The sequence below is a fragment of the Streptomyces sp. NPDC006923 genome (assembly GCF_040635655.1).
Taxonomy (GTDB): domain Bacteria; phylum Actinomycetota; class Actinomycetes; order Streptomycetales; family Streptomycetaceae; genus Streptomyces.
Window position 1 is genome coordinate 384009 of sequence record NZ_JBEYIF010000008.1, and the last position, 23012, is coordinate 407020.

A 23012-nucleotide genomic window follows, 5' to 3' on the forward strand; every position below is an offset into this window, starting at 1 on the left:
CCACAATGTGCCGGCGCCCGGGTGCCGGGGGTGTTCCCGGCGGCACGGACTCCCGTCCGCGCCGCCGGGGCCTTTCCCGCCTACGGCGTGTCGCCGTCGTACAGCGCGGTCACCTCTGCGGCGGTGAGCGCCGTGTCGTACACGCGCACCTGGTCGACCGCGCCGTTCCAGTAGTCGCCCTTCTGCCGGGCGTACTGGGCACGGCCGACGGAGAGCGGCCCTGTGCTGACATCGGCCGGGCCCGCCTCGGCGGTGGCCGCGACCTCGCCGTCCACGTACAGCGTCAGCAGGCCGGCCTCGCGGACTCCGACGAGGTGGTACCAACGGCCCAGTTCCGGAGCCGTCTCCAGCCGGGCCCGGTGGCCGCCCGGCGTGCTGAAGGCGAACGCGCCCTGCCCGTACTGGAGATAGAACGGATTCTCGACGCGCCGGCCGTCCTGGCTCACCGCCGTCGCGTAGTTGCCGGGCAGTTCGTCAAGGGTGACCCAGGCCGACACCGTGTAGTCCTTCGTGGTGTCGACGACCGGGCCCCGGGTCTCGGCGTACTGTCCCTGACCGTTGAACCTCAGGGCGGAACCCCGGACTCCGGGGGTCCAGGCCGCGCCCTCGGTGAGTGTGAGATCGCTGCGGTTGGGGCCACTGTCGCGGGCTGTGCCGCCCTTGCCCTCGTCCAGCGCCCAGTCGCCACCGCCGCGCAGCGCCTCACGGTCACCGGCGGCGGCACCGGCCGCGATGACCTGCTGGTTGATCCGCCGCACCGCGCGCGCGTCGACCTTGATCTCCCTGCGGTCGTACGTCCACAGCCCGTTCAGCTCATTCTCCAGGTCGGTGACCTGGGTGTAGACCGAGCCGGAGAGTTCGGCGGCAGCGGCGGCGAGGTAGTACGTACGGGTGTTGTCGACGTAGGTGGCCGTCAGCGCGGCCTTGTCCGCGACCCCGCTGTAGATCGCGGCGGGCGCGCCCGGCCACATGTGCCCGGGCGTGCGGAGGGTGAATCCGCCGTGCTCGCCGTCCATCGCGGCCCGGCGGTCGTCCGGGAAGGGCGCGTCGTTGTTGAGGTAGTCGTGGTGGTCGATGATCTCGCCCTTGCCCGAATCACCCTTCGACGAGCAGCAGTTGACGCCGCTGTGCGCGTTGACGACACGGGAGGGGTCGGCTGCCTTGACCGACTCGGCGATCCGCCCGGTCTCGGTCCTGTCCCATTCGCCCCAGCCCTCGTTGAAGACGATCCAGCCGCCGATCGAGGGCGCGTTGTGGAGCTGTTTCATCGCCTCCCGGCCCTGGGAGAGGAACGCCTGCCGGCCCTGCTCGTCGGTGATGTCGCCGGAGACGAAGTCCTGCCACACCAGCAGGCCGAGCCGGTCCGCGTGGTAGTACCAGCGAGGCGACTCCACCTTGATGTGCTTGCGCACCGCGTTGAAGCCGAGGTCCTTCTGCGCCTTCAGGTCGAAGGCGAGCGCCGCATCGCTGGGCTGCGTGTACAGGCCGTCCGGCCAGAAGCCCTGGTCGAGCATGGCGAGGGAGAAGAACGGCTTTCCGTTGAGTACGAGCTTCTGGTAGCCGCCGACCTTCTTGATCCCGAGGGAGCGCATACCGAAGTAGCTGCCGACGGTGTCGGTGGACCGGCCGTCCGTCAGCGTCACATCGAGGTCGTAGAGGTAGGGCGTGTCCGGGGTCCACAGCCGCTGATTCCTGACCGGCAGACTCAGCTCGCGGTTGGCCGGTCCGCTGACGGTCCCGACGATGTCGCCGCTCCGGTCGCGGGCGACGGCCTTGATACGGGCCCCGGGCGAGGCCGTGCTGGAGTTGACGGTCAGGGCGAGGGCGCGTGCGCCGATGTCGGGGGTGGTGGTCAGGGTGTCGATCGAGACGGGGGCGACCGGCTCCAGCCATACGGTCTGCCAGATGCCGGAGGACTCGGTGTAGACGATGCCGCCCGGGTTCTGGGACTGCTTGCCCTTCGGCTGGTCCGGACCGGTCACATCGGTGACCGCGACGACGATCTCCTGGGGGCCGCTGCCGCGCAGCGCGTCCGTGATGTCGGCGCCGAATCCGGTGTAGCCACCGGTGTGGTCGGCGACCCGCACTCCATTGACCCAGACCCGGGCCTGGTAGTCGACGGCACCGAAGTTGAGTTTCAGCCGCCGGCCGCCGTCGCGCCCCTTGCCCACGGACCAGTCCCCGGGCACCGTGACGAGCTTGCGGTAGAACATGTGGTCCTCGTGGCGTTCCAGCCCCGAAAGCTGGGATTCCACGGGAAACGGCACGGTGATCCGCTCGTCGAGCTTCTGACCGAAGACGGGCTGCTCACCCTCGGAAGCGGCGGCGAACTCCCAGGGGCCGTTGAGGTTCTTCCACTGCTCGCGCACCTGCTGCGGCCGGGGATATTCGGGCAGCGGACGGTCGCGGTTGAGCCTGTCGCCCCATGGCGTGGTCAGCCGGTGCGTGGAACGGTTTCCGGCCGTACGGCTGATCTCCGGGACCGTCTCACCGCCCGCCCGGAGGCCGCCTTTCCCGTCGTACGCGACGCGGACCCGCTGGTTCTTCTGCACCGGGGCCGCCAGTGTGACGACCAGGGACTTCGGGTCGCCGGACGCCCTGGCGACCGATGTGAGCGGCATCGGCGTGGTGTCGGCCTCTATGGCGAGGTGGTCCTTGACCCCGCCGGTGTTCGCGACGGTGTCCTGGAACGTGGCCCGGACCCGCAGTCCGTCCTCGGTGACGCTCAGCGCGACCGGATACACCTCGAAGTCCGCCGGCGGGGTGAACGCCTCCTCGGGCACAAGCTGCTTCTTGAGATTCGCGCTCGACCAGCGCAGGAACATATTGGCGCCGCCGGTGTCCTGGAACATTTCCAGCCGGAATTCGTGCGCCTCCCCGGCCCGCAGCGTCACCGGCTCGCTGGTCTGCTCGTTGTCCCAGTCCGGTATCCAGTGGTCGATCACCGTCTCGCCGTCTATGTACAGCCGGAAGCCGTTGTCACCGCTCGCGGCGAAGGTGTACTCCCCCGTCTCCGGCGCCTCGACGCGGCCGGTCCAACGGGCCGTCGTGTGTTCGGTCCTGCCGGTCATGGATTCGAACGTGCCGGTGAGCGCGGGGAAGTTGACATCGGGGTCGAGCGCGACTCCGCCGAGTTCGGCGAAGTCCCGGGCGCCCGGGGCGGACATGCTGAAGTACTCGCCCTTCAGCCCGTGCACCTCGGGTGCCGGTTCACGCGCGGTGGACGAGCTGACGGAGGCGGTACGGGAAGGAGCGGCAGCGGCCGGAACCAGCGTGGCCCCGACGGGGAGCAGCAGCGCGGCGGCACAGGCCAGAGCCCTGAACAGGCGCCGGGGGCTTAACGGTTGTCGATGCAAGGCGTCGTCCTTGTCGGATACCGCGGTGCCCCGTCCCTGTGAGGCCCCGCACATAACCGAACATTGAGCCACAGCGCCAAACGCATAACAACGGTCGCGCACCCACAATTTTCAACGATGCAAAATCGCTTCGGCCGGGGTGCCGGCAGGGCCTGTCGGCCGCGGACGGTACATACCGCGCCTTCGGCCCGGAACGAGTACGGAACGGGATCAGGCGGCCGGACTCACACCCGTACGAGGGGTGTGTCCACGAGGTGCTCGGCCAGGAACCAGCACTGGAGCTCGCCGGTGCGGATCACCTCGGAGACAAGGAGGTCATTGGTGCCGTCGTCGCCGAGTTCCTCCGTGCGCGCCGCGATGTCGTGCGCCTCGATGAGAATGATCTCGTGCGCCTCCAGAAGGCGCGACAGCATGGCAGGCACTTCCTCGACACCGTCCGGAGGCCGGGGCACGGAGGTGATCTCGGCGGCATGCCGCGGGTCTCCGACGGCCACACCGCCGAGTGTCTGCATTCGTTCGGCCAGGGCGTCCACCAGTTCGAGCTGCTCGCTCGCGTGCTTGTCGAGCAGGAGATGGAGCTGGTAGAAAGTCGCTCCCCGCATCAGCCAGTGGTGCTTCTTGTACAGGGCGTAGAGCATTTGTGTATCGGCCAGAACCCGGCTCAGACGCTGGCAGGAGTACATTCGCGCGTCGTGCGACAGCCCGAGCGGGAATTGTTTGACGGTGCCGAATTCCTGAATGACGCCGCTCTTCTGGTGAAGCCAGGGCTGGCTGCTCTGCTGAGATTTTGGCTTCTGCTTCGTTCCTCTGTTCTCGCTCATCGCATTACTCCCCGGAACCGCTTCCGCGGCGGAATCATGGCACAACACCTGGTCATGCCGGCGGCACCTGAACTCCCGTTTCATGCTACTGAGACGGTGCGATTCCGGCCTGTCGGGAGAGGCCGCATCCGGGTGACGCGGGCCGACGGCTTCGCCGGTCGCCGAGGGCGGCCTCCGACGCGTGGCGTTGGCCCCGGACGGCCTCACCAGTGGATACGTTCCCCCCGGACACGCGGACCGCTTCCCCCAAGGAGACGACGGACATGACAAGGCCGTATGGCGTCGGGTTCAGCCGCCGGACGCTGCTGTCGCTGGTGGTCACGGCGATCGCGCTGATGGCCTCTCAGGTCTCGGCGCCGGTGGCGCACGCGGGACCACTCTCCTGCCGGTCCTCCGTGCCGTACCGCTCGGGCGACGGCGGCTATCACACGTTCCGGGTGCCGGCCGCACTCCAGGTGCCGGGCGGCGCGCTGCTGGCCTTCGCCGAAGGGCGGCGAAATTCGGCCGCGGACGACGGGGACATCGACCTGGTGCTGCGGCGCTCCCTGGACAGGGGCTGCACCTGGCAGCCGCTGCAAGTCGTCGCCGACGCGGGGCGCGACACCGTGGGCAACCCGGTGCCGGTGATTGATCCGCGCAGCGGGGACGTGGTGCTGGTGACCTGCCGGACGATCGGCCCGGCGACGGAGCGGCAGGTGAGGAACGGGGCCGTGCCCGGCTCGGTGCGCCGGGTGTACGTACAGCGCAGTACCGACGGCGGCATGACCTGGTCGGAGCAGCGGGACATCACCGGATCGGTGAAGACTCCGGAATGGCGCTGGTACGCGGTCGGCCCCGGTCACGCGGTGGCCCTGCGGCGGGGTCCGCACCGCGGCCGGCTGCTGGTGCCGGCGAACCACAGCCTGTCCGGGTCCGGCAAGATCGGAGCGCACTCGATCTACAGCGACGACGGCGGGCTCACCTGGCGGGTCGGCTATGTGACCGATGCTTCCGCCGGGCCTCTGGAACTCAACGAAAGCACCCTCGCGGAGCTGCCGGACGGCAGGGTCTACATCAACACCCGTGAGCACAGCAGCCGTCCACGGGGAAGCCGCGCGGACGCCTACAGCTCCGACGGCGGCGCGACGCTGTCCGTGCCCTTCCGCGCGCAACCGCAGCTCACGGGTCCGGTGGTCCAGGGCAGCGTGATGTGGGTCCCCGGTCCGTCCCTGACCGGGCGGCTGCTGTACTCCGGTCCCGCGGACGAGACCCGGCGGATCCGTATGCAGGTACGCGCGAGCGACGACGGCGGGGAGTCATGGCGACCGCTGTGGACGGCGTCGGAGGACCCGGCCGGTTACTCGGATCTGGTGCGGATCCGCGCGGGCGTGACCGGTCTGCTGTACGAGACTGGCTCCCCCTCGTACCACGAGACGATCCGGTTCGCACTGCTCCCCCCGCCCTTCACCGGGTCCCTCTGAGGTGTGTCGCGAAAGCGCCGCCCCGCACTCCGGGCGGGGCGGCGTCACCTTCGCAACACACCCGAGGCCGTGCCCAGTTCACGGGTTGAGGCCGCTGACCACCCCGGCGGTGGTGGAGATGCCGTTCGCGATGGTCGGCGCCATGCTGGTGCCCGCGAGGAAGAACCCGAGCAGTACGCAGACCGTGGCGTGCGAGAACTTCAGTCCGCCGGTGCGCATGAAGATCACCGCGAGGACCACCAGAAGCAGTACCAGTGAGATCGAAATAGCCATGGACAACCTCCTCCGCCGCACTGGAATCGCGGCATTCGGCGGCCAGTGTGGCGGAGGAGAAGGTCCGTACGGCCGACTGGCATGGCCCCCGTACGGGTGGTTGTCCGCGGCGGCCCCGGTTGTGGACACCAGTCACACCGGGAAGCGTTCGAGCCCCGCAAAGCCGTCCGAATCAGGAGGCCGAAAGCGCGCCTTCGGGCCGGTCTTCGGCCATCAGCCGGGCGGCGCCGGTGCGCGACGAAGTCCTACGGCTCCGGCAGCGCGGCCAGTTCCGCCAGTGCCTCCCTGTGCCGGCCCGGTGAACCGAGCGCGATCTCATCGGACTTGGCGCGCTTGAGGAAGAGATGGGCGGGGTGCTCCCAGGTCATTCCGATCCCGCCGTGCAACTGGACGCACTCCTCGGCCGCGTGTACGGCCACCCGTCCGCAATAGGCCTGCGCCACGGCCACGGCGAGGGGGGCCTCCAGGCCCCGGGTGGCGAGCGCGTCGGCCGCGTTGCGGGCCGCGGCGCGCGCCGAGACAACCTCCAGCCACAGCCCCGCCATTCGGTGTTTCAGCGCCTGGAACGAGCCGATGGGGCGGTTGAACTGGTGCCGGTCGCGAGTGTGCCTGACGGTCTCCTCCAGACACCACTCGGCGATGCCGAGCTGTTCGGAGGCGAGCAGCCCGGCCCCGGCCAGCAGCCCACGCCGCACGGCCGTTTCCGCCGCGGGGCCTTCGGCGATACGGACCCCGGCGCCCGCGCCGACGGTGACGGCCGCGAGGGGACGGGTCAGGTCGAGCGGGGTGAGCGGCTCGACGGTGACCCCGTGGGCGGCCGTCTCGACCGCGTACAGCCCGTCCTCCCCCAGTACGAGCAGGACGTCGGCGCGCTGGGCGTCGGCGACTCCGCTGACCGTGGCGCCCGTTGTCGCGCCGACGGGCAGTGGCGCGTGGGGAGCGGTACTGAACGGCAGGGCCAGTACGGCGACCCGATGACCGTGGGCGAGCGCGGTGAGCAGCCCGGCGACATCCGTGTTCTCGGTGTCGCAGGCGAGCAGCGTCTCGGTCGCCATCACCGAGCTGGTCAGACAGGGCGCCGGCGTGACGTTCCGCCCCAACTCCTCCAGCACGACGGCGGCCTCACGATGGCCGGCGCCCTGGCCGCCCAGGATCTCCGGGACCAGCAGTCCGGCCGCGCCGATGTCGGCGGTGAGCGACGTCCACAGTGCGGAGTCGTACGGATCGCCCGACTCGGCGCGGACAAGCGCCGCCGATACACCGCCGCGGTCGCTGAGCAGCGACCGTACGGCCGACCGCAACTGGTCCTCGGTGTCGGAGTAGAGCAGATCCGGGGCGGCGCCGGAATGGGGTGTCCGCGTCTTCATCGGGCCAGGTCCTTCCATGCGGCGTCCTTGTCGTTGCGTGGTTCCGCGGGCAGACCCAGGACGCGCTCGGCGACGATGTTCAGCAGCACCTCGCTCGTACCGCCCTCGATGGAGTTGCCCTTCGAGCGCAGATAGCGGTAGCCGGCGTCGCGACCGGTGAAGTCGACCAGTTCGGGCCTGCGCATGGTCCAGTCGGAGTACAACAGCCCCTCCCCGGCGAGGAGTTCCACCTCCAGTCCGCTGATCTCCTGGTTGAGCCGGGCGAAGGCGAGTTTCAGACCGCTGCCCTCGGGGCCGGGCTCGCCCGCGGCGAGCCGCTGGCGCAGCCGCTCCCCGGTCAGACGGGCCACCTCGGCCTCCACCCAGAGGGTGAGCAGCCGCTGATGGAGATCGTGGGTGCGCAACTCGGGCCGCTCGCGCCAGGTGCGGGCGACCGGGCCGATCATGCCGCCCTCGCGCGGCAGCGGGGCGCCGCCGATGGACACCCGCTCGTTCATCAGGGTGGTCTGCGCGACCTTCCAGCCCTCACCCACCTCGCCGAGCCGGTGCGCGTCGGGGATACGTACGTCGCTGAGGAACACCTCGTTGAACTCGGCCTCGCCGGTGATCTGGCGCAGCGGCCGTACCTCGACGCCGGGGTCGGTCATGTCGCAGAGGAAGTAGCTGATGCCCCGGTGTTTGGGCAGGCCGGGGTCGGTGCGGGCGATGAGGATGGCCCAGCGGGCGAGATGGGCGCTGGATGTCCAGACCTTCTGCCCGTTGACGATCCAGTCACCGGACGGGTCGTCGCGCACCGCGCGGGTGGCGAGCGCCGCCAGGTCCGATCCGGCGCCGGGCTCGCTGAAGAGCTGGCACCACACCTCCTCGCCGACCCACAGTGGCCGCAGAAAGCGTTCCTTCTGTGCCCGCGTACCGAAGCGCAGGATGGTCGGCGCGGCCATGCCCAGGCCGATTCCGATCCGTCGCGGGTCGTTGTCGGGCGCCCCGGCCGCCGCCAACTCGGCGTCCACCACGGCCTGGAGTGAGCGCGGCGCGTCGAGTCCGCCGAGCCCGGCCGGATAGTGCACCCAGGCCAGCCCGGCGTCGAAGCGCGCCTTGAGGAAGTCGGTGCGATCCGTGTGGGCCGGCGGGTGGGAGGCCAGCAACTTGCCGGTCAGGAGGCGCAGTTCGGCGGCGTCGGTCATCGGCCGTCGCCCTGCGGGAGGACAACCACACGGCCGGTCGTGACGCCGTCGGCGACCCGCTGGACCGCGTCCGCCCCGCCCTTCATCGCCACGCGCTCGCTGATCAGCGGTTTGATCGCGCCACGGGCCGCGAGTGCGGTCAGTTCCTGGTGGCAGCGCGCCACGGCGGCCGGGTCCTGTGCGCGGTAGAGGCCCCAGTGCAGACCCATGACCGAGTAGTTCTTCACCAGCGCGTGGTTGAGCGCGGGGCTGGGTACGGTGCCGCTCGCGAAGCCCACGACCACGATGCGGCCTTCGAAGGCCACGCATCTGGCGGACTGGGTGTAGGCGTCGCCGCCCACCGGGTCGTAGACGACATCCGCGCCCCGGCCTCCGGTCGCCTCCTTCACGGCCGCGACAAGGTCGTCCGTGCGGCGGTCGACGACCAGATCACAGCCCAGTTCCCGGGCGACCCGGGCTTTCGCCGGTCCTCCCGCGACACCGATGACGGTGGCTCCTGCCGCCTTGCCGAGCTGTACGGCGGCGCTGCCGACCCCGCCGGCCGCCGCGTGCACGAGCAGGGTCTCGCCGGCCCGCAGGCCCGCCCGCCGGTGCAGGCCGAACCAGCCCGTCTGGTAGCCGATGTGCAGAGCGGCCGCCTCGGCGTCGTCCAGTGACTCGGGCGCGGGCAGGACCGCCGCCGCGTCGGCGAGGACATACTCGGCGAGACCGCCGTCCGGCAGGGCGGGCGTCGCGATGACCCGGCGCCCGTCCGCTGTCTCCGCGCAGACCTCCACACCGGGGGTGAAGGGCAGTGGCGGCCGCACCTGGTACTGGCCGCGGCAGAGCAGGGCGTCGGGGAAGTTGATGTTCGCGGCACGGACCAGCAGCCGGATCTGTCCCTCACCGGGCTCCGGCCGCTCCACCGTTTCGAGCCGCATCACCTCGCTCGGCTCGCCGTTCCGGTGCACTCGCCATGCCTGCATTTCGGAGCCTCCACCTGTGGGCCACTACCGCGGTCTCCCGCATACTAAGCGGTCGCTTGCCCACGTGGAACACTTCCGGTGCCGACTCGGCGGCCGGGCCGTACTGGTGCGGCGTGCCGGACACAGGACGCCCTTCCACCAATCGCGCAGGACACAACAGCGCCACCGCCGCGTCTGCCACGGGCCGGGGAACCGGTCCGGGCGCAGTAGCTCGCAGCGGTGGCGTCATAAGAGAGAAGCAATCGATCGCACAGAACACACCGAACGCACCGGCACACCAATGGCCGGACCACGACCCAGTGTTGTGGGCGCGCCCGGCGAAGCCGTCAGTCAGTCGTGGGCTCCGGGCCCGACGCTCTCCGTACCGTCCTGGAAGGTACCGTCCTGAAAGACCGGGACAGGCCGCGTCCGGCGAAGGTACGCCTCCGCCTTGAGGATCGCCTCGCGTGCGGTCCGCTGGCCCATCAGCACACACAGCGTGTACGCCACGTCCTCGAACCGCCTGCGGGTGGTCTCGTCCAGTGGATCCGCGAGAACCAGCCGCTCCCACTCCCGGTAACGGCGCAGCAGATCGACGACCAGATGTCTGTCCGGTAGCAGCATGTGCACCACTCCCAGCGTCGGAGTCCGCCCGTTCACCGAGGACCCGGTACGCCCGGCTCACGAAAGCGGTACGGCGAGGACCGGCGCGCACAGCGGGACACCAGTCCCCTGAAAGCCATGCTCCCACCAGTGCGCCGCATCCGCACTCCGGTGCCCGGAACCCCGGGCCGCCGGCTATGTGCGCCCGCGGGGCCCCGGGCATGCGGGCCGGGTGTCACAGCTCGTCCCGCGCGAGTGCCAGCAGCCGGTCCAGGACCCGCGGTCCGCTCGCCCGTACCCCGTCGTGCTCGTACTCGTCGGTCACCCAGGTGCGCAGCCCTCGGATGCCCCGCGCCGTACGCAGGGAGTGTTCCGTGTCGACATACATGTCGTCGTGGTAGACGGCGGCGGCGACCGGGACCTCGTTGGCGGCCAGCCGGCCGGCGTCGTAGAGCTGGGGCCAGTCGGTGCGGGCGGCGAGCGTCTCGGCGGTCTCGCGCAGCGGTCGCAGCGCCGGGTCGCTGTCGAAGTGCCAGGGGTGCACGCTTTCGCCGGTGAAGTACAACGGCCCCTCCCCCGCCAGGGTCTTGTCCGCGTCGAACCGGGCGAACTCGGCACGGACCCGCTCGGCGGCCCAGGAGGTGGACCGGTTGCCCTGCGCGTAGATCGCTTCGTGGAGCACGGCGTAGAGCGGATGGCCCGCGTACGAGAGGGCCGATGCCACGCCCTCCTGGAAGGCGTCCGAGAGTGCCTGGCCGCCCGCCGTCCGGACAAAGGCGTTCTCCAGCAGATAGTGGAGCTGATGGCTGCCGTCCCCGGCGCCGAGCATACCGCCGAGGGACTGGAATGCCTCGGGTGTGAGGGTGTATCCGGTGGGCAGGACGGTGCGGTGTTCGGCCAGATGCGCGGCGATGCGGCGGGCGCGGCCGATGTCCTGCGGATAGCGGGCGTAGTGCGCCTCGACCTTGCGCGCGATCCTGGGATAGGCCGCGCGGTAGACCTCGTCGGCCGTGGCGTCCAGGGAGGGCAGACCGCCGGTGATCAGTACCGCTCGCAGGCCCTCCGGAGCGGCGGAGAGATAGCGGGTGGCGCAGAAGCCGCCGAAGCTCTGGCCGAGCACCGTCCAGGGGGCGCCGCCGGTGAGCTGCGGCCGGATGGCCTCGCAGTCGCGGACAATGGAGTCGGCGCGGAAGTGCGCCAGGTAGTCGGCCTGTTGGCGCGGGCCGCCGCGCAGGGGCAGGGTCTGCCGGTTGGCGGGAGTGGAGAGTCCGGTGCCGCGCTGATCGAGAAGGAGCACCCGGAATTCCTGGAGTGCGCGGCCCAGCCAGGCCTGCCGGCCGACGAACCGGCGCGCGCCGAAGCCGGGACCGCCCTCCAGATACACCAGCCAGGGCAGGTCCGCGTCGGCCTTCGCACCGGCGACGACCTCGCGGGCGTACAGCTCGATGCGCTCTCCCGACGGGTCACCGTGATCCAGCGGGACCGTGAAGCGGTGGTCGGTGAGGACGACGCCGGGCTGGTGATAGCTGGTCAAAGGTGCTCCTGTTCTCGGGCGCCCCCGCCGGGGCAGTGACGCCGAACAGTTCAGCACATCGTGGCCCGGCGTTCGCGCGGAGGGCCGAGCGGCTCGCGGCGGGCCGGGAGCCCGGGCCGGGGCGGGGCGGGGCCGGCTGCGCCCTTCGCGCCGGGCGTGGACGGACCGCCCGGACGCCCCCCGTCCGCCGTGCTCAGTCCTGGTGGTGGCTGGACGAGGTGTCCTCGGGAGGTATGGTCCGTCCGCCGTCATTGCCGCTGATGACAACGGCGAGGAGCCCCGCGATCACGGCCGCCGCGGCGAGGCGTCCGCCGAGGCGCAGTGTCCAGCCGCTCTTCGAACCGGCGGCACCCGGGCGGGTCAGCCGTTCGGAGCGGCGCGCGGGACGCAGCAGCCGTATCAGCAGGAGCGCCGCGATGGGGAGTTGAAGCAGCCAGATGGTGGTGCGGAACCAGCCGTCGTACCAGACGTTCGTCCCGTACAGGAGGGTGTGCCACACGCTCAGGACATAGACGACGATGACGAATCGGTGCAGAACGCGCCATGTCCTGGGGCCGATGCGGTGCCGGACGTAGAAGAGCAGGCCGAGCGGGACGGCCACATAGAGCGCCGCCTGGCCGACGGGGATGGCGATCTGGCCGGTCCCTGAGGTGTAGCCGCCCGGTACGAACGCCTCGACGAAGGCGGTGTACAGCCGGGAGTACCAGCGCGAGGTGTCGTGCCGCACCAGCTCCGCCGCGAACAGCAGTGCGTGCGCGGCGATAAGCGCGATCGTGTTGAGACTCGTGGTGCGGTGGAGTCGCTCCAGGCCCGGACCGGACAGGGGCAGCCACCGCGGGCGGGGCCCCGAGAGCAGCAGCCCGAGGACAACGGTGGTCCAGGCCCACAGGAGCGCCGCCCAGCCGAACGCCTGGCTGAGGAAGTACATCCAGAAGCCGCCGACGTCGGCCATGAAGGGCATCACGGTCACGGTCGACGAGGTCTTCGCCTTGATACGGGCATAGAGCAGGGCGAACACGGCGGCCGTCACAACGAGGGCGATCAGGCCGTCGGGGATGGACGCCCTGAGGTCCGACCGGAGTGTGATCCGGCCCGGCTGCCGGCTCGTGGCGGTCGAGGGCCGACTGTCCGGCTCTGGTGCGGCGGGCGCGGGTGGCTGCTTCATCTCTGCGGCCTCTTCGATGACGTCGGCGGGTGGGAGTGCGTTGTTGGCGGGCGGTCACACGTGTGCGTCACCCAGGAGTCGGGCGCCGCGAGGGAAAAGTTCCCGGCATCTCCATGTGACATGGATCACACGATCTGGGTGTCGTCCTATAGCGGGCGAACCATCGACGTATCCGGATCACCGGCTCTTTTCCGCTGCTCCGCCACGGGTGGCACGATGACGGCCATGAGAGCCGGGGCCTTATTCCGCCTCACACGTGCCGTGGTCTTCGCGGCCGTGTGTGTTGTGGTGTCCGGCCTCGGTCACGCGCTCCAGTCCGGTACGCCACTGCCGCTGCCGGCCCTCGCCCCGGCCTTTGTCGCGATGAGCGGGGTCGGCTGGTGGCTGGCGGGAAGGGAGCGCGGTGCGCTTCTTGTCGCGGCTGTGAGCGCGGCCGGTCAGGTGGGGATGCACGGCCTGTTCAGCCGGCTGCACCCCTGTCTGCCGCACGGAGTGACTCTTCCGGACGGTCTCTTCGGAAAGGGCCGTTCCGCGGCCGGGCCGGTCCACTCGCATCATGGGAGCACGGGCGAATCCGGCATGGATCTGGCCGGTTCCTGGGCGCCGCTGATAATCCCCGACCTTCCCTCGCTGACCTCCGGCATGGCCGCGGCGCATCTGGTGGCGGGGCTGCTGTGCGGCTGGTGGCTGTGGCGAGGCGAGGCGGCGGTCCGCCAACTCGGCCGCTCGCTGGCCCTGTTCGTCTGTGCGCCACTGCGGCTGGCCTGGTCCTTGCTGTCCAGGACCGGACACCTCCCGCCACGGCCGGCGAGCCGTACGCCCCGCCGGCCGTACCGACGCCCGAGCCGTCCTGTGGTGCTCCAGGGCATCTCCCGGCGTGGACCACCTCCTGTCCCGCTCTGCGGCTGACCCTTCGCCCGGCCGTTCACCGGCCGGAGGGTCCGCACAGTCATGCCGGTCACCGGCCGCGTCGCGGCGGACCGGCCCACTGAGGGAGCCGCGCCGTGTCCCGGTACGGCTCCGCGAGGAGCGAAGGACCAAGCGTGATGTTTTCTCCACCGATCTCCACAACGGGCCGGGCGACCGGCGCGCGCCCTGCCGCCGGGTCCCGCGCCGGGCGGACCGGCGCCGGATCACAGCTCCGCGACGGGCAGATCACCGCGTGGGCGATGGCCGCGGGAAACGGTGACCGGGAGGCCGCCGAGCGTTTTGTACGGGCCACGTACGACGATGTACGACGGTTTGTCGCCCATCTCAGCGCCGATGTTCCCGGGGCCGACGACCTGGCCCAGGAAACCTATCTGCGTGCTCTGACCAGTCTCACGAGGTTCGCCGGCCGGTCCTGCGCCCGCACCTGGCTGCTGTCGATCGCGCGTTGTGTGGTGATCGACCGCTACCGCAGCGCGGCGGCCCGGCCCCGGCTCGCCGACACCGCGGACTGGCAGACGGCGGCCGAGCGCGCCCAGCCACGTCATGCGCCCGGCTTCGACGAAGCCGTGGCGGTGTTCGCCGTGCTCGACACGATGGACGGGCCACGGCGGCAGGCCTTCGTACTGACGCAGATACTGGGGCTGTCGTACGCCGAGGCGGCTCTCGCCGGTGACTGTCCCGTCGGTACCGTCCGCTCCCGCGTCGCACGGGCGAGACGTGACCTCACCTCGGTGTGGCGGGCGGACGAGGCGCTCTGCCCGCTTTCCGGTCCCGCCGTGTGACCACGGCCGCTTCGCGGCGGGCGGTCGCTTTCCGAGCGTCCTCCGGAGGACCGGTGCGCGTCGTCCCCAACGGCGCGCGCCGGCCGCCCGCACGGCTCACAAGGACGACGACCGCGCGGCCCGGGTGCGCCGCGCCGTGACACCGGAGCGAGCGCGGCGCATGGCCGAGGTCAGCAGCAGGGGCAGCACCACACACTGGAGCGACACCGCCAGCCAGAACGCCTCCGCCCTGCCCGCCTCTTCGGCCATCCCGTAAAGCTGCCCGCCGACCACACCGCTGGCGAACGCTCCGATGCCCGCCGCCAGCCGCTGGCGGCCGAACACCACGGCCGGCTCGGCGGACGACCTGGCCAGCGCCTCCAGATCGTTCTTCAGGAAGAGGACGATCTCGCCGAGGCAGATCAGCGCGGCGCCCGCGCCGATCCCCGCACGCCCGCCCCAGGCGATGGCCGCGGTCCCGGCCGCCATCGCCGAGAAACCCACGCGCATCGCACTCGGATAGCTGAGTCCGGCGATCCAGCGCGGAAGCAGCGGCTGCGCGATCACGATGAGGCCCGCGTAGGCCATCAGCACAATGCCGTAGAACGACGCGGAGGTGCGCGGGACGGCGTACAGGGCCAGATAGTGCTGGAAGAACATGAACACATACACACTCACGACGGTCACCACGAAGGGCAGCAGCGCGTCGGCCGGGCGTCCCGCCGACGACTCGGCGCCGGACGGCACACCGCTCGGCCGGTCCGTACGGGGCAGCGCGGCATGCCCGATTCCGACGGCGGCGAACACCGCGGTCACCACGGCGAACAGGACACCCGGCGAGCTCAGGACAAAAGGCGCCGCCACCGGTGGTCCGAGCGCGATGCCCGCGTTGAACGCCGCACCGCTCAGGGACAGCAGCCGGGCCCGTTCCGCCTCCGGGGCCCCGGCCACCAGATATGCCTTGTTCGCGGGCAGATACAGGGCCGCGCCGCAGGAGACCAGCAGCAGGGCGCCGACCGCGACCACGGGACTGCCGAGCCCGGGCACGAACGCGCCGAACCCGGCCGTGCGTACGGCCAGCGCCACCAGCATCGTGCCCCGCAACCCGATCCGCCGGGCCAGCGCGGCCCCCGCCACACCACCGGAGAACTGCACCAGCGAAGCGACCGCGAGCACCACACCGACCGTGCCGAGACCGAGCCCGAGCCGGTCGTGCAGCAGCACCGACATGTACGGGAGTACGGCGAAGCTGCCCAGGGTGATCAGGAACGAGGCGGCCAGCAGGAATGTCCGCGGGCCGGCCGGCAGTCCCCGGCCGGCCCCTGGCTCACGGCCCACCGTCGGCCACTGAACCCCCGGGCACAGCGTGGCCGGCCAGGGCGGCGCCGGTGGCGAGGAGGGGACGCACACCCCCGGCGGCGCTCAGCGCCCGGTGCAGGGCCAGCTCCGCCGTGGCCGCCTCCGCCAGCACCATCCCGGTGCAGCCACGCTGGTCGTCCACGTGCGGCACCGCGTCCCCGGGTGCTTTTGTCGGGTACCACCGCACGCCGCCAGGACAGTCCGCCAGTTCGCCGAGCCCTCGCCAGCCCGTCAGGACGCCGGGGCGCGCCGCGTAGACCAGGACGAATCCGGTGGCGGGGCCCGTATGGCCGAGCGGCCCGTCCATGAGCCCGGGACGGCGCCCGAGGGCGACGCTGATCATCGCCTCGTACACGTTCGTACGCAGAGAGCGGCAGAGTGCCTCTCCCACCAGGGCTCCGCCGATCCTGCGGTTGATCTCCACCAGTTCGGGGCCCTCGGTGGTGAGGATGAACTCCACATGGGCGAACCCGTCATGATGACCGGCCGTGTACAGCACACGGCCCACCCAGTCCTCGATCGCGGTCAGCTCACCGTCCGGCAGGGCGACCGGGAAGGCCGCGGCCTCCTCCCGTACCAGTGGTTCACGTGAGGTCTGCCGGCTGAGCACACCGAGCAGCCGGGTGTCGCCGGCCCAGCTCAGTGTCTCCGCGCTGTAGAGCGGCCCGGCCAGGAAGGGCTCCGCGAACAGCTCCCCGGCGAGCACCTGTTGGGCGGCTGCCAGGAGTGCGGCGCGCAGTGCGTCCTCGTCCCTGACCACCCAGACATTGCGGGAGGAGGTGCCGGCGGAATCCTTGAGGACGGCCGGCAGGCCGGTCCCGCGCAACACCGCGGCGGTGGCGCCCTCCGGGTCCGGCGGCAGCCGCACCGCACCGCTTTTGCTCAGCCCGTGGCCATGCAGAAGATCACGCACCCGGGACTTGTCACGCAGCAGCCGGACCGCCGCCGGATCGGGCCCCGGCAGTCCGAACTCGGCCGCGAGGTCGGCGGCCGGCACGCTCCAGGTGTCCGTGGTATTGAGGAGGCCGGCGAGATCGGGCAGGGCCGCCAGCGCACGGCGGGTCGCGGCCTCGTCGAAGGTGTCGACATCGACCACGGAGAGGGCGCCGTCCGGCAGTGTGCCGAGCTCGTGCCGGTACACGGACCGGTCGCGGGTGAGCAGACACAGCCGGTGCCCGGCGGCGGAGGCGGCGTCCGCCATCCGGCCGAGCCCGAAGGACAGAGATTCCAGCGCGGCAATGGTCATGACGGCTCCGTTTCCGCTGTGCCGGGCATCGGATGGGACCGGCGTGCCCACTCCATCACCGACCAGGGGGGTGAGAGTTCGTCCAGTGTCTGGATACGGCGCGGTCGCAGGGTACGGCGGTCGAGGGCCTCGCGGTGCCGGGCGAAGACCCGTTCCGTATAACGGTGTCCGGTGTCGGCGCCGATGACGAGATGCTGCCGTCCCGGGTCGTGGGCCGCCTCCCAGGAGGCGACCAGATGGGCGGCCCCGGCGGAGAGACCGGCGAAGACGGCGTGCTCCCGCAGGAGGCCGACCGCACCGGCCATGGCATGGCGGAAGTCCACCCAGTGCAGGGTGTCGTAGAGATCGTGGCGGACGTTCCCGAAGGGGATGGAGCTGCCGATCCCGGCGATGATGGCGTCCGGATCGCTGAAGCGTTCGCTGCCGAAGGTCACACTGCCGAACGGCTGGATGCCGACGAGGCGCACCTCGCGCCCCGAGTTCCGCAGCGCCCCCGCCAGCCCTCCGGTGGACGCGCCGGTGCCCACGGCGCCGACGACGGTGAGTGCGTCCGCGCCGGGCAGCGCCGCGGTGACCAGGTCGGCGAACTCGCGGTATCCCGCGTAGTGCACCGCGTCGTGGTACTGCCGCATCCAGTGGTAGTCAGGCCGGCGGGCCAGCAGGCCGTGTATGTGGCGTACGCGCCGTTCCTGGTCGAGCCGGAGGCTCTGCGAGGGCGGCATCTGGTCGACCGTCGCGCCCAGGACCTCCAGTTGCGCCCGCATCACGGCGTCGACGGTGGTGGAGGCCACAATGTGACAGCGCAGCCCGTAGCGGTGGCAGGCCATCGCGAGGGCCAGGGCGTAGATGCCGCTGGAACTGTCGACGAGTGTCTGACCCGGCACGATGCTGCCGCGCCGCAGCAGTGTGCGGACGGCGCCGAGCGCCGCGTAGACCTTCATCGTCTCGAAGCGCGCGAACACCACACCGGCTCCCAGCCGGACAAGATCGGGTGCCTTCATCGCGTCGGTGATGTGCTCGTGGACGGGTGCGGCGGCCATGGTCGGGGTGGGCGGGGCGGTCATCGGACAGCTCCCCGCCGGGTGGCGGACCGGCTGGTGTACTCGTGGTGCGGCGGCATGACGTACGGATCCTCCTGGGCTGCGGGTGCCGGTGTCGGTGATCCACGCGCGGAACCCCGGTGGTGCGCGGCAGGCGTGCCGGGCGCCGCTCATTTCTTGGTCCCCCGCACGATCAGGCGCCGGGAGTGCTGGTCGTACGCGGCGCCGTCGAAGCCTCCGAAGCACTCGACGCCGGTGAACCCGGCCGCCACGAACAGATCGTGCAGTTCGGCTCCGCTGTAGAGGAAGGAGGTGAGGGAGGCCGTACGCGCGGTGGAGCCGCGCACCAGGGTCCAGTCGGTCCTCAGCCGGCGCCAGCCGTCGAGCACGGTGTCCCGCTGGACGACATACGCACCGTCGGGCAGCTCCACCACCTGCGGCCGGCCGATCCAGCCGGCCAGGACCTCCTTGCCCATCACATCCACCAGGAGCTGTCCGCCCGGCGCGAGGCTCTCGTATGCGTTGCGCAGCACCTGGAGGTTGTCGTCCGGCTCGTCGAAGTACCCGAAGGACGTGTACACGTTGAGCACCACGTCGAAGGTGTGCGGCTCGACGTAGGAGGCCATGTCCGCCCTGACCAGCCGGGCGTCGGCCCCGGCCCGCGCACAGGCGGTCCGCGCCCGGTCCAGCATGGCCGGACTGAGATCGACGCCGGTGACGTCGTATCCGCGCCGTGCCAGCGGAACGAGGAAGAGTCCGGGCCCGCAGCACAGGTCGAGCACCCGGGAGCCGGGGGGAAAGTCCAGAAGCGGGGATGACGCCACCAGATCGGCGACCGCCTCGCCCCGGTCGGCGGAGAACATCGTGGGCGCGAAGTCGGACCAGAGGGAGTCGTCCTCGTACCACTTCACAACCGCAGCCTCCTTGGGGGCTCAACGGCCCCTGACGCGCGTCCAGTTGACGTCCGGAGCGTGCGCCCCGTCCGGCCTTCGCCTCAGTAGTCGGGCGGCACCGCGCCCCAGTTCCCGCCGACCGGAAATCGCGGCGCGGCCGGGTGTCCCGGCCGGCCCCGCGAGGGCATGTGGCCGACTCTGCGAAAAACCTTGGCCAAATCTTGAATTGGCTGATCGGACCGGCTGCCTGAACACTGGGCTCTTCACACGGGGGGAGAGCCGGGATGGCGGTGGAGTTCAGCTTGCTGGGCGGCGTCGAGGCGCGTGCCGACGGCCGGCCGGTGGAGCTGGGGCATGCCCGGCAGCGGTGGGTGCTGGGGGCTCTGCTGGTCGATGCCAACAAAGTGGTGCCGGTCGCCCAGCTCCTCCAGCGCGTCTGGGGGGACCGGTCTCCACAGCGGGCTCCCGGGACGCTCTACAGCTATCTCTCCCGGCTGCGCCAAGCCCTGACGTGCGCCCGGGAAGAGGTCCGTATCACGCGGCGGTCCGGCGGCTATGTCCTTGAGGTCAACGCGTCCGCCGTGGATCTGCACCGCTTCCGGCACATGGTGGAGCAGGCCCGGACGACCGAGGACAGCGAGCGAGCCGCGGCGCTGTTCGAGCAGGCCCTCGGTCTGTGGCGGAGCGAGGCCCTGCACACCCCCGACACCCCGTACTTCAACGCCTTGCGGGAGACGCTCTGCCAGGAGAAATTCGCGGCCGAGCTGGATCTGGGCGATGCCGGACTGCGGCTCGGCCGCCACACCTCGCTGCTGGCCGACCTCTCCGCACGCGCCGAGACGCATCCGCTCGACGAGCGCCTGGCCGGACAGCTCATGCTCGCCCTGTACCGCAGCGGCCGCCCGGCCGACGCTCTCCACCACTACCACCAGATGCGCTTACGCCTGTCCGAGGAGCTGGGTACCGATCCCGGCGTACTGCTCCAGCGGATGCACCAGCAGATCCTCACCGCCGACGAGGCACTCGCCACCGGCGCCGGTTCCACGCCGGGACCGGCAGCGGCGGCGGTGCCGCGTCAACTTCCCCCCTCGCCACCGGTGTTCACCGGCCGGACCCAGGAACTCGAACAGCTCACCGCTGCCCTCGACGCCCAGCGGAGCGGGCGGAGCGTCGCCGTGGTGATCTCGGCGATAGGCGGGATCGGCGGGGTCGGCAAGAGCTGGCTGGCGATGCGGTGGGCGCACGAGAACGTGGAACGATTTCCCGACGGCCAGCTCTATGTGAACCTGCGCGGCTTCGATCCGTCCTCGGAACCCCTGCCCACCACCGTCGCCCTGCGGGGGTTCCTCGACGCGCTGGGCGTCGACCCCGACGCCGTCCCGATGGATCCGCAGGCACAGTCCGGGCTCTACCGCAGCCTGGTCGCGGACAGGCGCATGGTGATCGTGCTGGATGACGCCCGCGACGCCGACCAGGTCCGCCCGCTCCTGCCGGGCAGCCCCTCGTGCACGGTGCTGATCACCAGTCGCGACCGCCTCACCTCCCTGGTCACCACCCATGGTGCCGGACCTCTCACCCTCGATGTCTTCCAGGAGGACGAGGCACGCGAGCTGTTCGACCGCCGCCTCGGTACGCCCCGGGTCGCGGCCGAACCCGAGGCCGTCAGCGCCCTGTTGGAACACTGCGCGAGGCTGCCCCTCGCCCTGGGCGTGGTGGCGGCCCGGGCGGCCACCCATCCCGGCTTCCCACTCGCCGTGCTCGCCGAGGAACTGCGCGAAGCCACCGGCCGTCTCGACGTACTGGATGTCGGCGATGTGACCGTCAGTCTGCGCGCGGTCTTCTCCACCTCCCACCGCGCCCTCACCCCTGGGGCACAGCGGCTGTTCGCCCTGCTGGGGTCGGTGCCGGGGCCCGACATCGGCCTGGCCGCCGTCGCGAGCCTGGCCGGCCTCGCTCCGGCCGGCGTCCGGGCGCCGCTCGGCGAGCTGGAAGCCGCCCATCTGGTCCAGCAGCACCGTCCGGGCCGCTACCGGATGCACGATCTCATCCGGCTGTTCGCCGCCGAGGCGGGCGGTCGGGAGGTGGACACCGACGCCGCGCTGACCCGGCTGATCGACTTCTATCTGCACACCGCCTTCGCCGCCAACGAGCTGCTGGACGGCCCGCACAGCCCGTTCCAGCCCGAGTTGCTCCCCCCGGCCCCGGGCTGTTCCCCGCTCCGGCCCGCGGACACGGCCGACGCTCTGGAGTGGTTCGACACGGAACGTCCCTGCCTGCCGGCGGTCCAGGGCCTCGCTCTGGCCCAGGGTCAGTACGCCCAGGTGTGGCGACTGGCCTGGACACTGGTCTCCTACCATGTGGGCGGCCATCACCTCCAGGACTACCTCACCGTCTGGCGCAGGGCCCTCACCGCAGCCGAGCGGCACGGGGACTCCCCCGCGCCCAGGGCCCTCGCCCACTGGCGGCTGGGGCACGCCCGTACCCAGAGGGGAGAACACAACGAGGCTCTCGACCATCTGAACCTCGCCCTCAGCCTCTCCGAGCAGACCGACGACATCGCGGGCCAGGCGCATGTCCACCGCACCCTCGGCTGGGCCTGGGAACAGTGCGGCGACGACGAGCGCGCCCTCCACCACGCCATCCAGGCGCTGCGGCTGTACCAGACGCTGGACAACCCGGTGTGGCAGGCCAATCAGCTCAACGCGGTGGGCTGGATGCATGCCCAGCTCGGCCGCTATCCGGAGGCGCTGTCCTACTGTGAGCAGGCCCTCGCCCTCTTCCGCAAGGACGGACGCCCCGGTGACGAGGCGTCAACTCTGGACAGCCTCGGCTACATCGCCCATCACACCGGCCGGTACCCCGACGCGCTGGACCACTACCGGCAGGCCCTGACCCTCGTGCGCGGTCTCGGCAACCCCCACGACGAGGCCGACACCCTCACCAACCTCGGTGAGACCTACCACGCCATGGGCCGGTCCGCGGAGGCCCGCGACACCTGGCGGCAGGCCCTGTCCCTGTACGAGATCCAGCGCCGTACGGCGGCGGCCCAACGCCTCAAGGACCGGCTGGAACTCTCCCCGGAGACCTGAGCGCAAGCCGGTCGCGGCCCGGAGTGAGTGCCGGACCGCGGTATCGGCCGCGGTGAACGGCGCCGTCGCCGGACCCGTCTACTCCTCGATGGCCCCGCCGATCCGCCGGAGGTGCCGGCGGAAGGTGTACGCCGGATCCGCCGCGCGCCGCGCCAGATAGTCGTCGAAGGCCGTCTGCCGGCGCAGGGTCTCACCGGCCCCGATCCGGCGGGCCTGTTCGCGCTCGGTGTCGCGGATCCGGTGTGCCGTCGCCAGCACCTCGTCGGCGCGCTCCGCGGCGACGAACAGCACCCCGTCCTCGTCGCCGAAGACGATGTCGTCCGCGCTCACCAGGTGCGGCCCGAACCGCGCCGACTCCAGGGCCTCCGGCTCTCGTTCGTCGAGCCGTACCGGGCCTGGCGGGTAACTGCCGTAGCTGAACACCGGCAGCCCGATCGCGGCCAGTTCGGGGGAGTCCCGGTGCAGCCCCCAGATCACCACGCCCGCCACCCCTGTCGCCTGCGCCTCCAGTACCGCGAGGTCGCCGACGCACGCCTCGTCCCGTCGCCCACCGTTGTCGATGACCAGTACGTCGTCGGGCTCGGCCCGGCCGAACGCCTCCAGGAACACGTCCACGCTGCCGTAGTGACGTACCGGCAGCACACGTCCGGCGATCCGGTGTCCGCCGACAACCGCGCCGATACCGGGCGGCACGACGCGCAGCGGCACGCCGGCGCGCACGCAGGCGTCGGCCACCAGTGGCGTGGACAGGTCGGCGAAGCTCTTCAGCACGGCGGTCTCCCTGGCTCGGTGCGCCGGCGCCGGCGGGCGCACGGACGCGGTGGGCGGCGCCGAGATCCTAACCGCGGTCGGACCGGCTCGGCCATGTCGGCGGGACAGCCGCAGGCTGCCCCTCCCCCGGTCGGGGCACGGCCGGTGCGCGCCCTTTGACGATCTGGTTAGTCACCCCGGTAAAAATCGCGCCGCCACGTCGATACGACCGTGATC

18 protein-coding genes are annotated in these 23012 nt (G+C 71.2%); 4 read left to right on the forward strand and 14 right to left on the reverse strand.

All coding sequences use genetic code 11. From position 1 onward, the window contains the following. Positions 1–80 precede the first annotated feature (80 nt). Positions 81–3410: a LamG-like jellyroll fold domain-containing protein gene (locus tag ABZ707_RS19295; RefSeq protein WP_360175914.1), complete on the reverse strand. Its 3330-nt coding sequence runs from the start codon at positions 3408–3410 to the stop codon at positions 81–83. 170 nt (positions 3411–3580) lie between these two features. Then, positions 3581–4177 (reverse strand): DNA starvation/stationary phase protection protein, encoded by a 597-nt coding sequence (locus ABZ707_RS19300; protein ID WP_360175917.1) that lies wholly within the window; start codon positions 4175–4177, stop codon positions 3581–3583. 263 nt (positions 4178–4440) lie between these two features. On the opposite strand from ABZ707_RS19300, the gene ABZ707_RS19305 reads away from it, so the two are divergent. Then, positions 4441–5637 carry a sialidase family protein gene (locus tag ABZ707_RS19305; protein WP_360175919.1) on the forward strand — a complete coding sequence of 399 codons (1197 nt, stop codon included), beginning with the start codon at positions 4441–4443 and terminating at the stop codon, positions 5635–5637. 78 nt (positions 5638–5715) lie between these two features. On the opposite strand, the gene ABZ707_RS19310 is transcribed toward ABZ707_RS19305, so the two are convergent. From ABZ707_RS19310 to ABZ707_RS19340, 7 genes are all read right to left on the reverse strand, one after another. Next, positions 5716–5910 (reverse strand): hypothetical protein, encoded by a 195-nt coding sequence (locus ABZ707_RS19310; RefSeq protein ID WP_360175921.1) that lies wholly within the window; start codon positions 5908–5910, stop codon positions 5716–5718. A gap of 245 nt (positions 5911–6155) precedes the next feature. Then, on the reverse strand, positions 6156–7277 hold the full coding sequence (locus ABZ707_RS19315) for an acyl-CoA dehydrogenase family protein (RefSeq protein WP_360175924.1): 1122 nt from the start codon (positions 7275–7277) through the stop codon (positions 6156–6158). After that, positions 7274–8461, reverse strand: a complete 1188-nt coding sequence (locus tag ABZ707_RS19320) for an acyl-CoA dehydrogenase family protein (RefSeq protein ID WP_360175927.1) — start codon at positions 8459–8461, stop codon at positions 7274–7276. Before ABZ707_RS19320 ends, ABZ707_RS19315 begins: the two co-directional genes overlap by 4 nt. After that, positions 8458–9426: an NADPH:quinone oxidoreductase family protein gene (locus ABZ707_RS19325; RefSeq protein WP_360175930.1), complete on the reverse strand. Its 969-nt coding sequence runs from the start codon at positions 9424–9426 to the stop codon at positions 8458–8460. The genes ABZ707_RS19320 and ABZ707_RS19325 overlap by 4 nt, the downstream gene beginning before the upstream one ends. Positions 9427–9756: 330 nt before the next feature. Beyond that, positions 9757–10029, reverse strand: a complete 273-nt coding sequence (locus ABZ707_RS19330) for a DUF5133 domain-containing protein (RefSeq protein WP_360175933.1) — start codon at positions 10027–10029, stop codon at positions 9757–9759. Positions 10030–10243: 214 nt separating this feature from the next. Next, the gene (locus ABZ707_RS19335; protein ID WP_360175936.1) at positions 10244–11542 is read right to left on the reverse strand and encodes an alpha/beta fold hydrolase; all 1299 of its coding nucleotides are present in this window, start codon (positions 11540–11542) and stop codon (positions 10244–10246) included. Between the two features lie 193 nt (positions 11543–11735). Continuing rightward, the gene (locus ABZ707_RS19340; protein ID WP_360175939.1) at positions 11736–12707 is read right to left on the reverse strand and encodes a ferric reductase-like transmembrane domain-containing protein; all 972 of its coding nucleotides are present in this window, start codon (positions 12705–12707) and stop codon (positions 11736–11738) included. A 225-nt stretch (positions 12708–12932) separates the two neighbouring features. Here ABZ707_RS19340 and ABZ707_RS19345 point away from each other — a divergent pair, with 225 nt between their 5' ends. Together ABZ707_RS19345 and ABZ707_RS19350 are read left to right on the forward strand one after the other, a co-directional pair. Beyond that, complete coding sequence (locus tag ABZ707_RS19345) at positions 12933–13616, forward strand: hypothetical protein (RefSeq protein ID WP_360175942.1); 684 nt, start codon at positions 12933–12935, stop codon at positions 13614–13616. A 137-nt stretch (positions 13617–13753) separates the two neighbouring features. Beyond that, on the forward strand, positions 13754–14419 hold the full coding sequence (locus ABZ707_RS19350; RefSeq protein ID WP_360175945.1) for a sigma-70 family RNA polymerase sigma factor: 666 nt from the start codon (positions 13754–13756) through the stop codon (positions 14417–14419). A gap of 96 nt (positions 14420–14515) precedes the next feature. Here ABZ707_RS19350 and ABZ707_RS19355 read toward each other — a convergent pair whose 3' ends face one another. The 4 genes from ABZ707_RS19355 to ABZ707_RS19370 all read right to left on the reverse strand — a co-directional run bounded on the left by ABZ707_RS19355 (position 14516) and on the right by ABZ707_RS19370 (position 18954). Beyond that, positions 14516–15736, reverse strand: coding sequence for an MFS transporter (locus ABZ707_RS19355; protein WP_360175948.1), 1221 nt, complete (start codon positions 15734–15736; stop codon positions 14516–14518). Then, positions 15726–17003, reverse strand: a complete 1278-nt coding sequence (locus ABZ707_RS19360) for an ATP-grasp domain-containing protein (RefSeq protein ID WP_360175951.1) — start codon at positions 17001–17003, stop codon at positions 15726–15728. Before ABZ707_RS19360 ends, ABZ707_RS19355 begins: the two co-directional genes overlap by 11 nt. After that, positions 17000–18067, reverse strand: a complete 1068-nt coding sequence (locus ABZ707_RS19365) for a pyridoxal-phosphate dependent enzyme (RefSeq protein WP_360175953.1) — start codon at positions 18065–18067, stop codon at positions 17000–17002. Before ABZ707_RS19365 ends, ABZ707_RS19360 begins: the two co-directional genes overlap by 4 nt. A gap of 146 nt (positions 18068–18213) precedes the next feature. Then, positions 18214–18954: a class I SAM-dependent methyltransferase gene (locus ABZ707_RS19370; protein WP_360175956.1), complete on the reverse strand. Its 741-nt coding sequence runs from the start codon at positions 18952–18954 to the stop codon at positions 18214–18216. Between the two features lie 266 nt (positions 18955–19220). On the opposite strand from ABZ707_RS19370, the gene ABZ707_RS19375 reads away from it, so the two are divergent. Beyond that, positions 19221–22025 (forward strand): BTAD domain-containing putative transcriptional regulator, encoded by a 2805-nt coding sequence (locus ABZ707_RS19375; RefSeq protein WP_360175959.1) that lies wholly within the window; start codon positions 19221–19223, stop codon positions 22023–22025. A gap of 78 nt (positions 22026–22103) precedes the next feature. Here ABZ707_RS19375 and ABZ707_RS19380 read toward each other — a convergent pair whose 3' ends face one another. Then, positions 22104–22796, reverse strand: a complete 693-nt coding sequence (locus ABZ707_RS19380) for an RraA family protein (protein ID WP_360175962.1) — start codon at positions 22794–22796, stop codon at positions 22104–22106. Between the last annotated feature and the right edge of the window lie 216 nt (positions 22797–23012).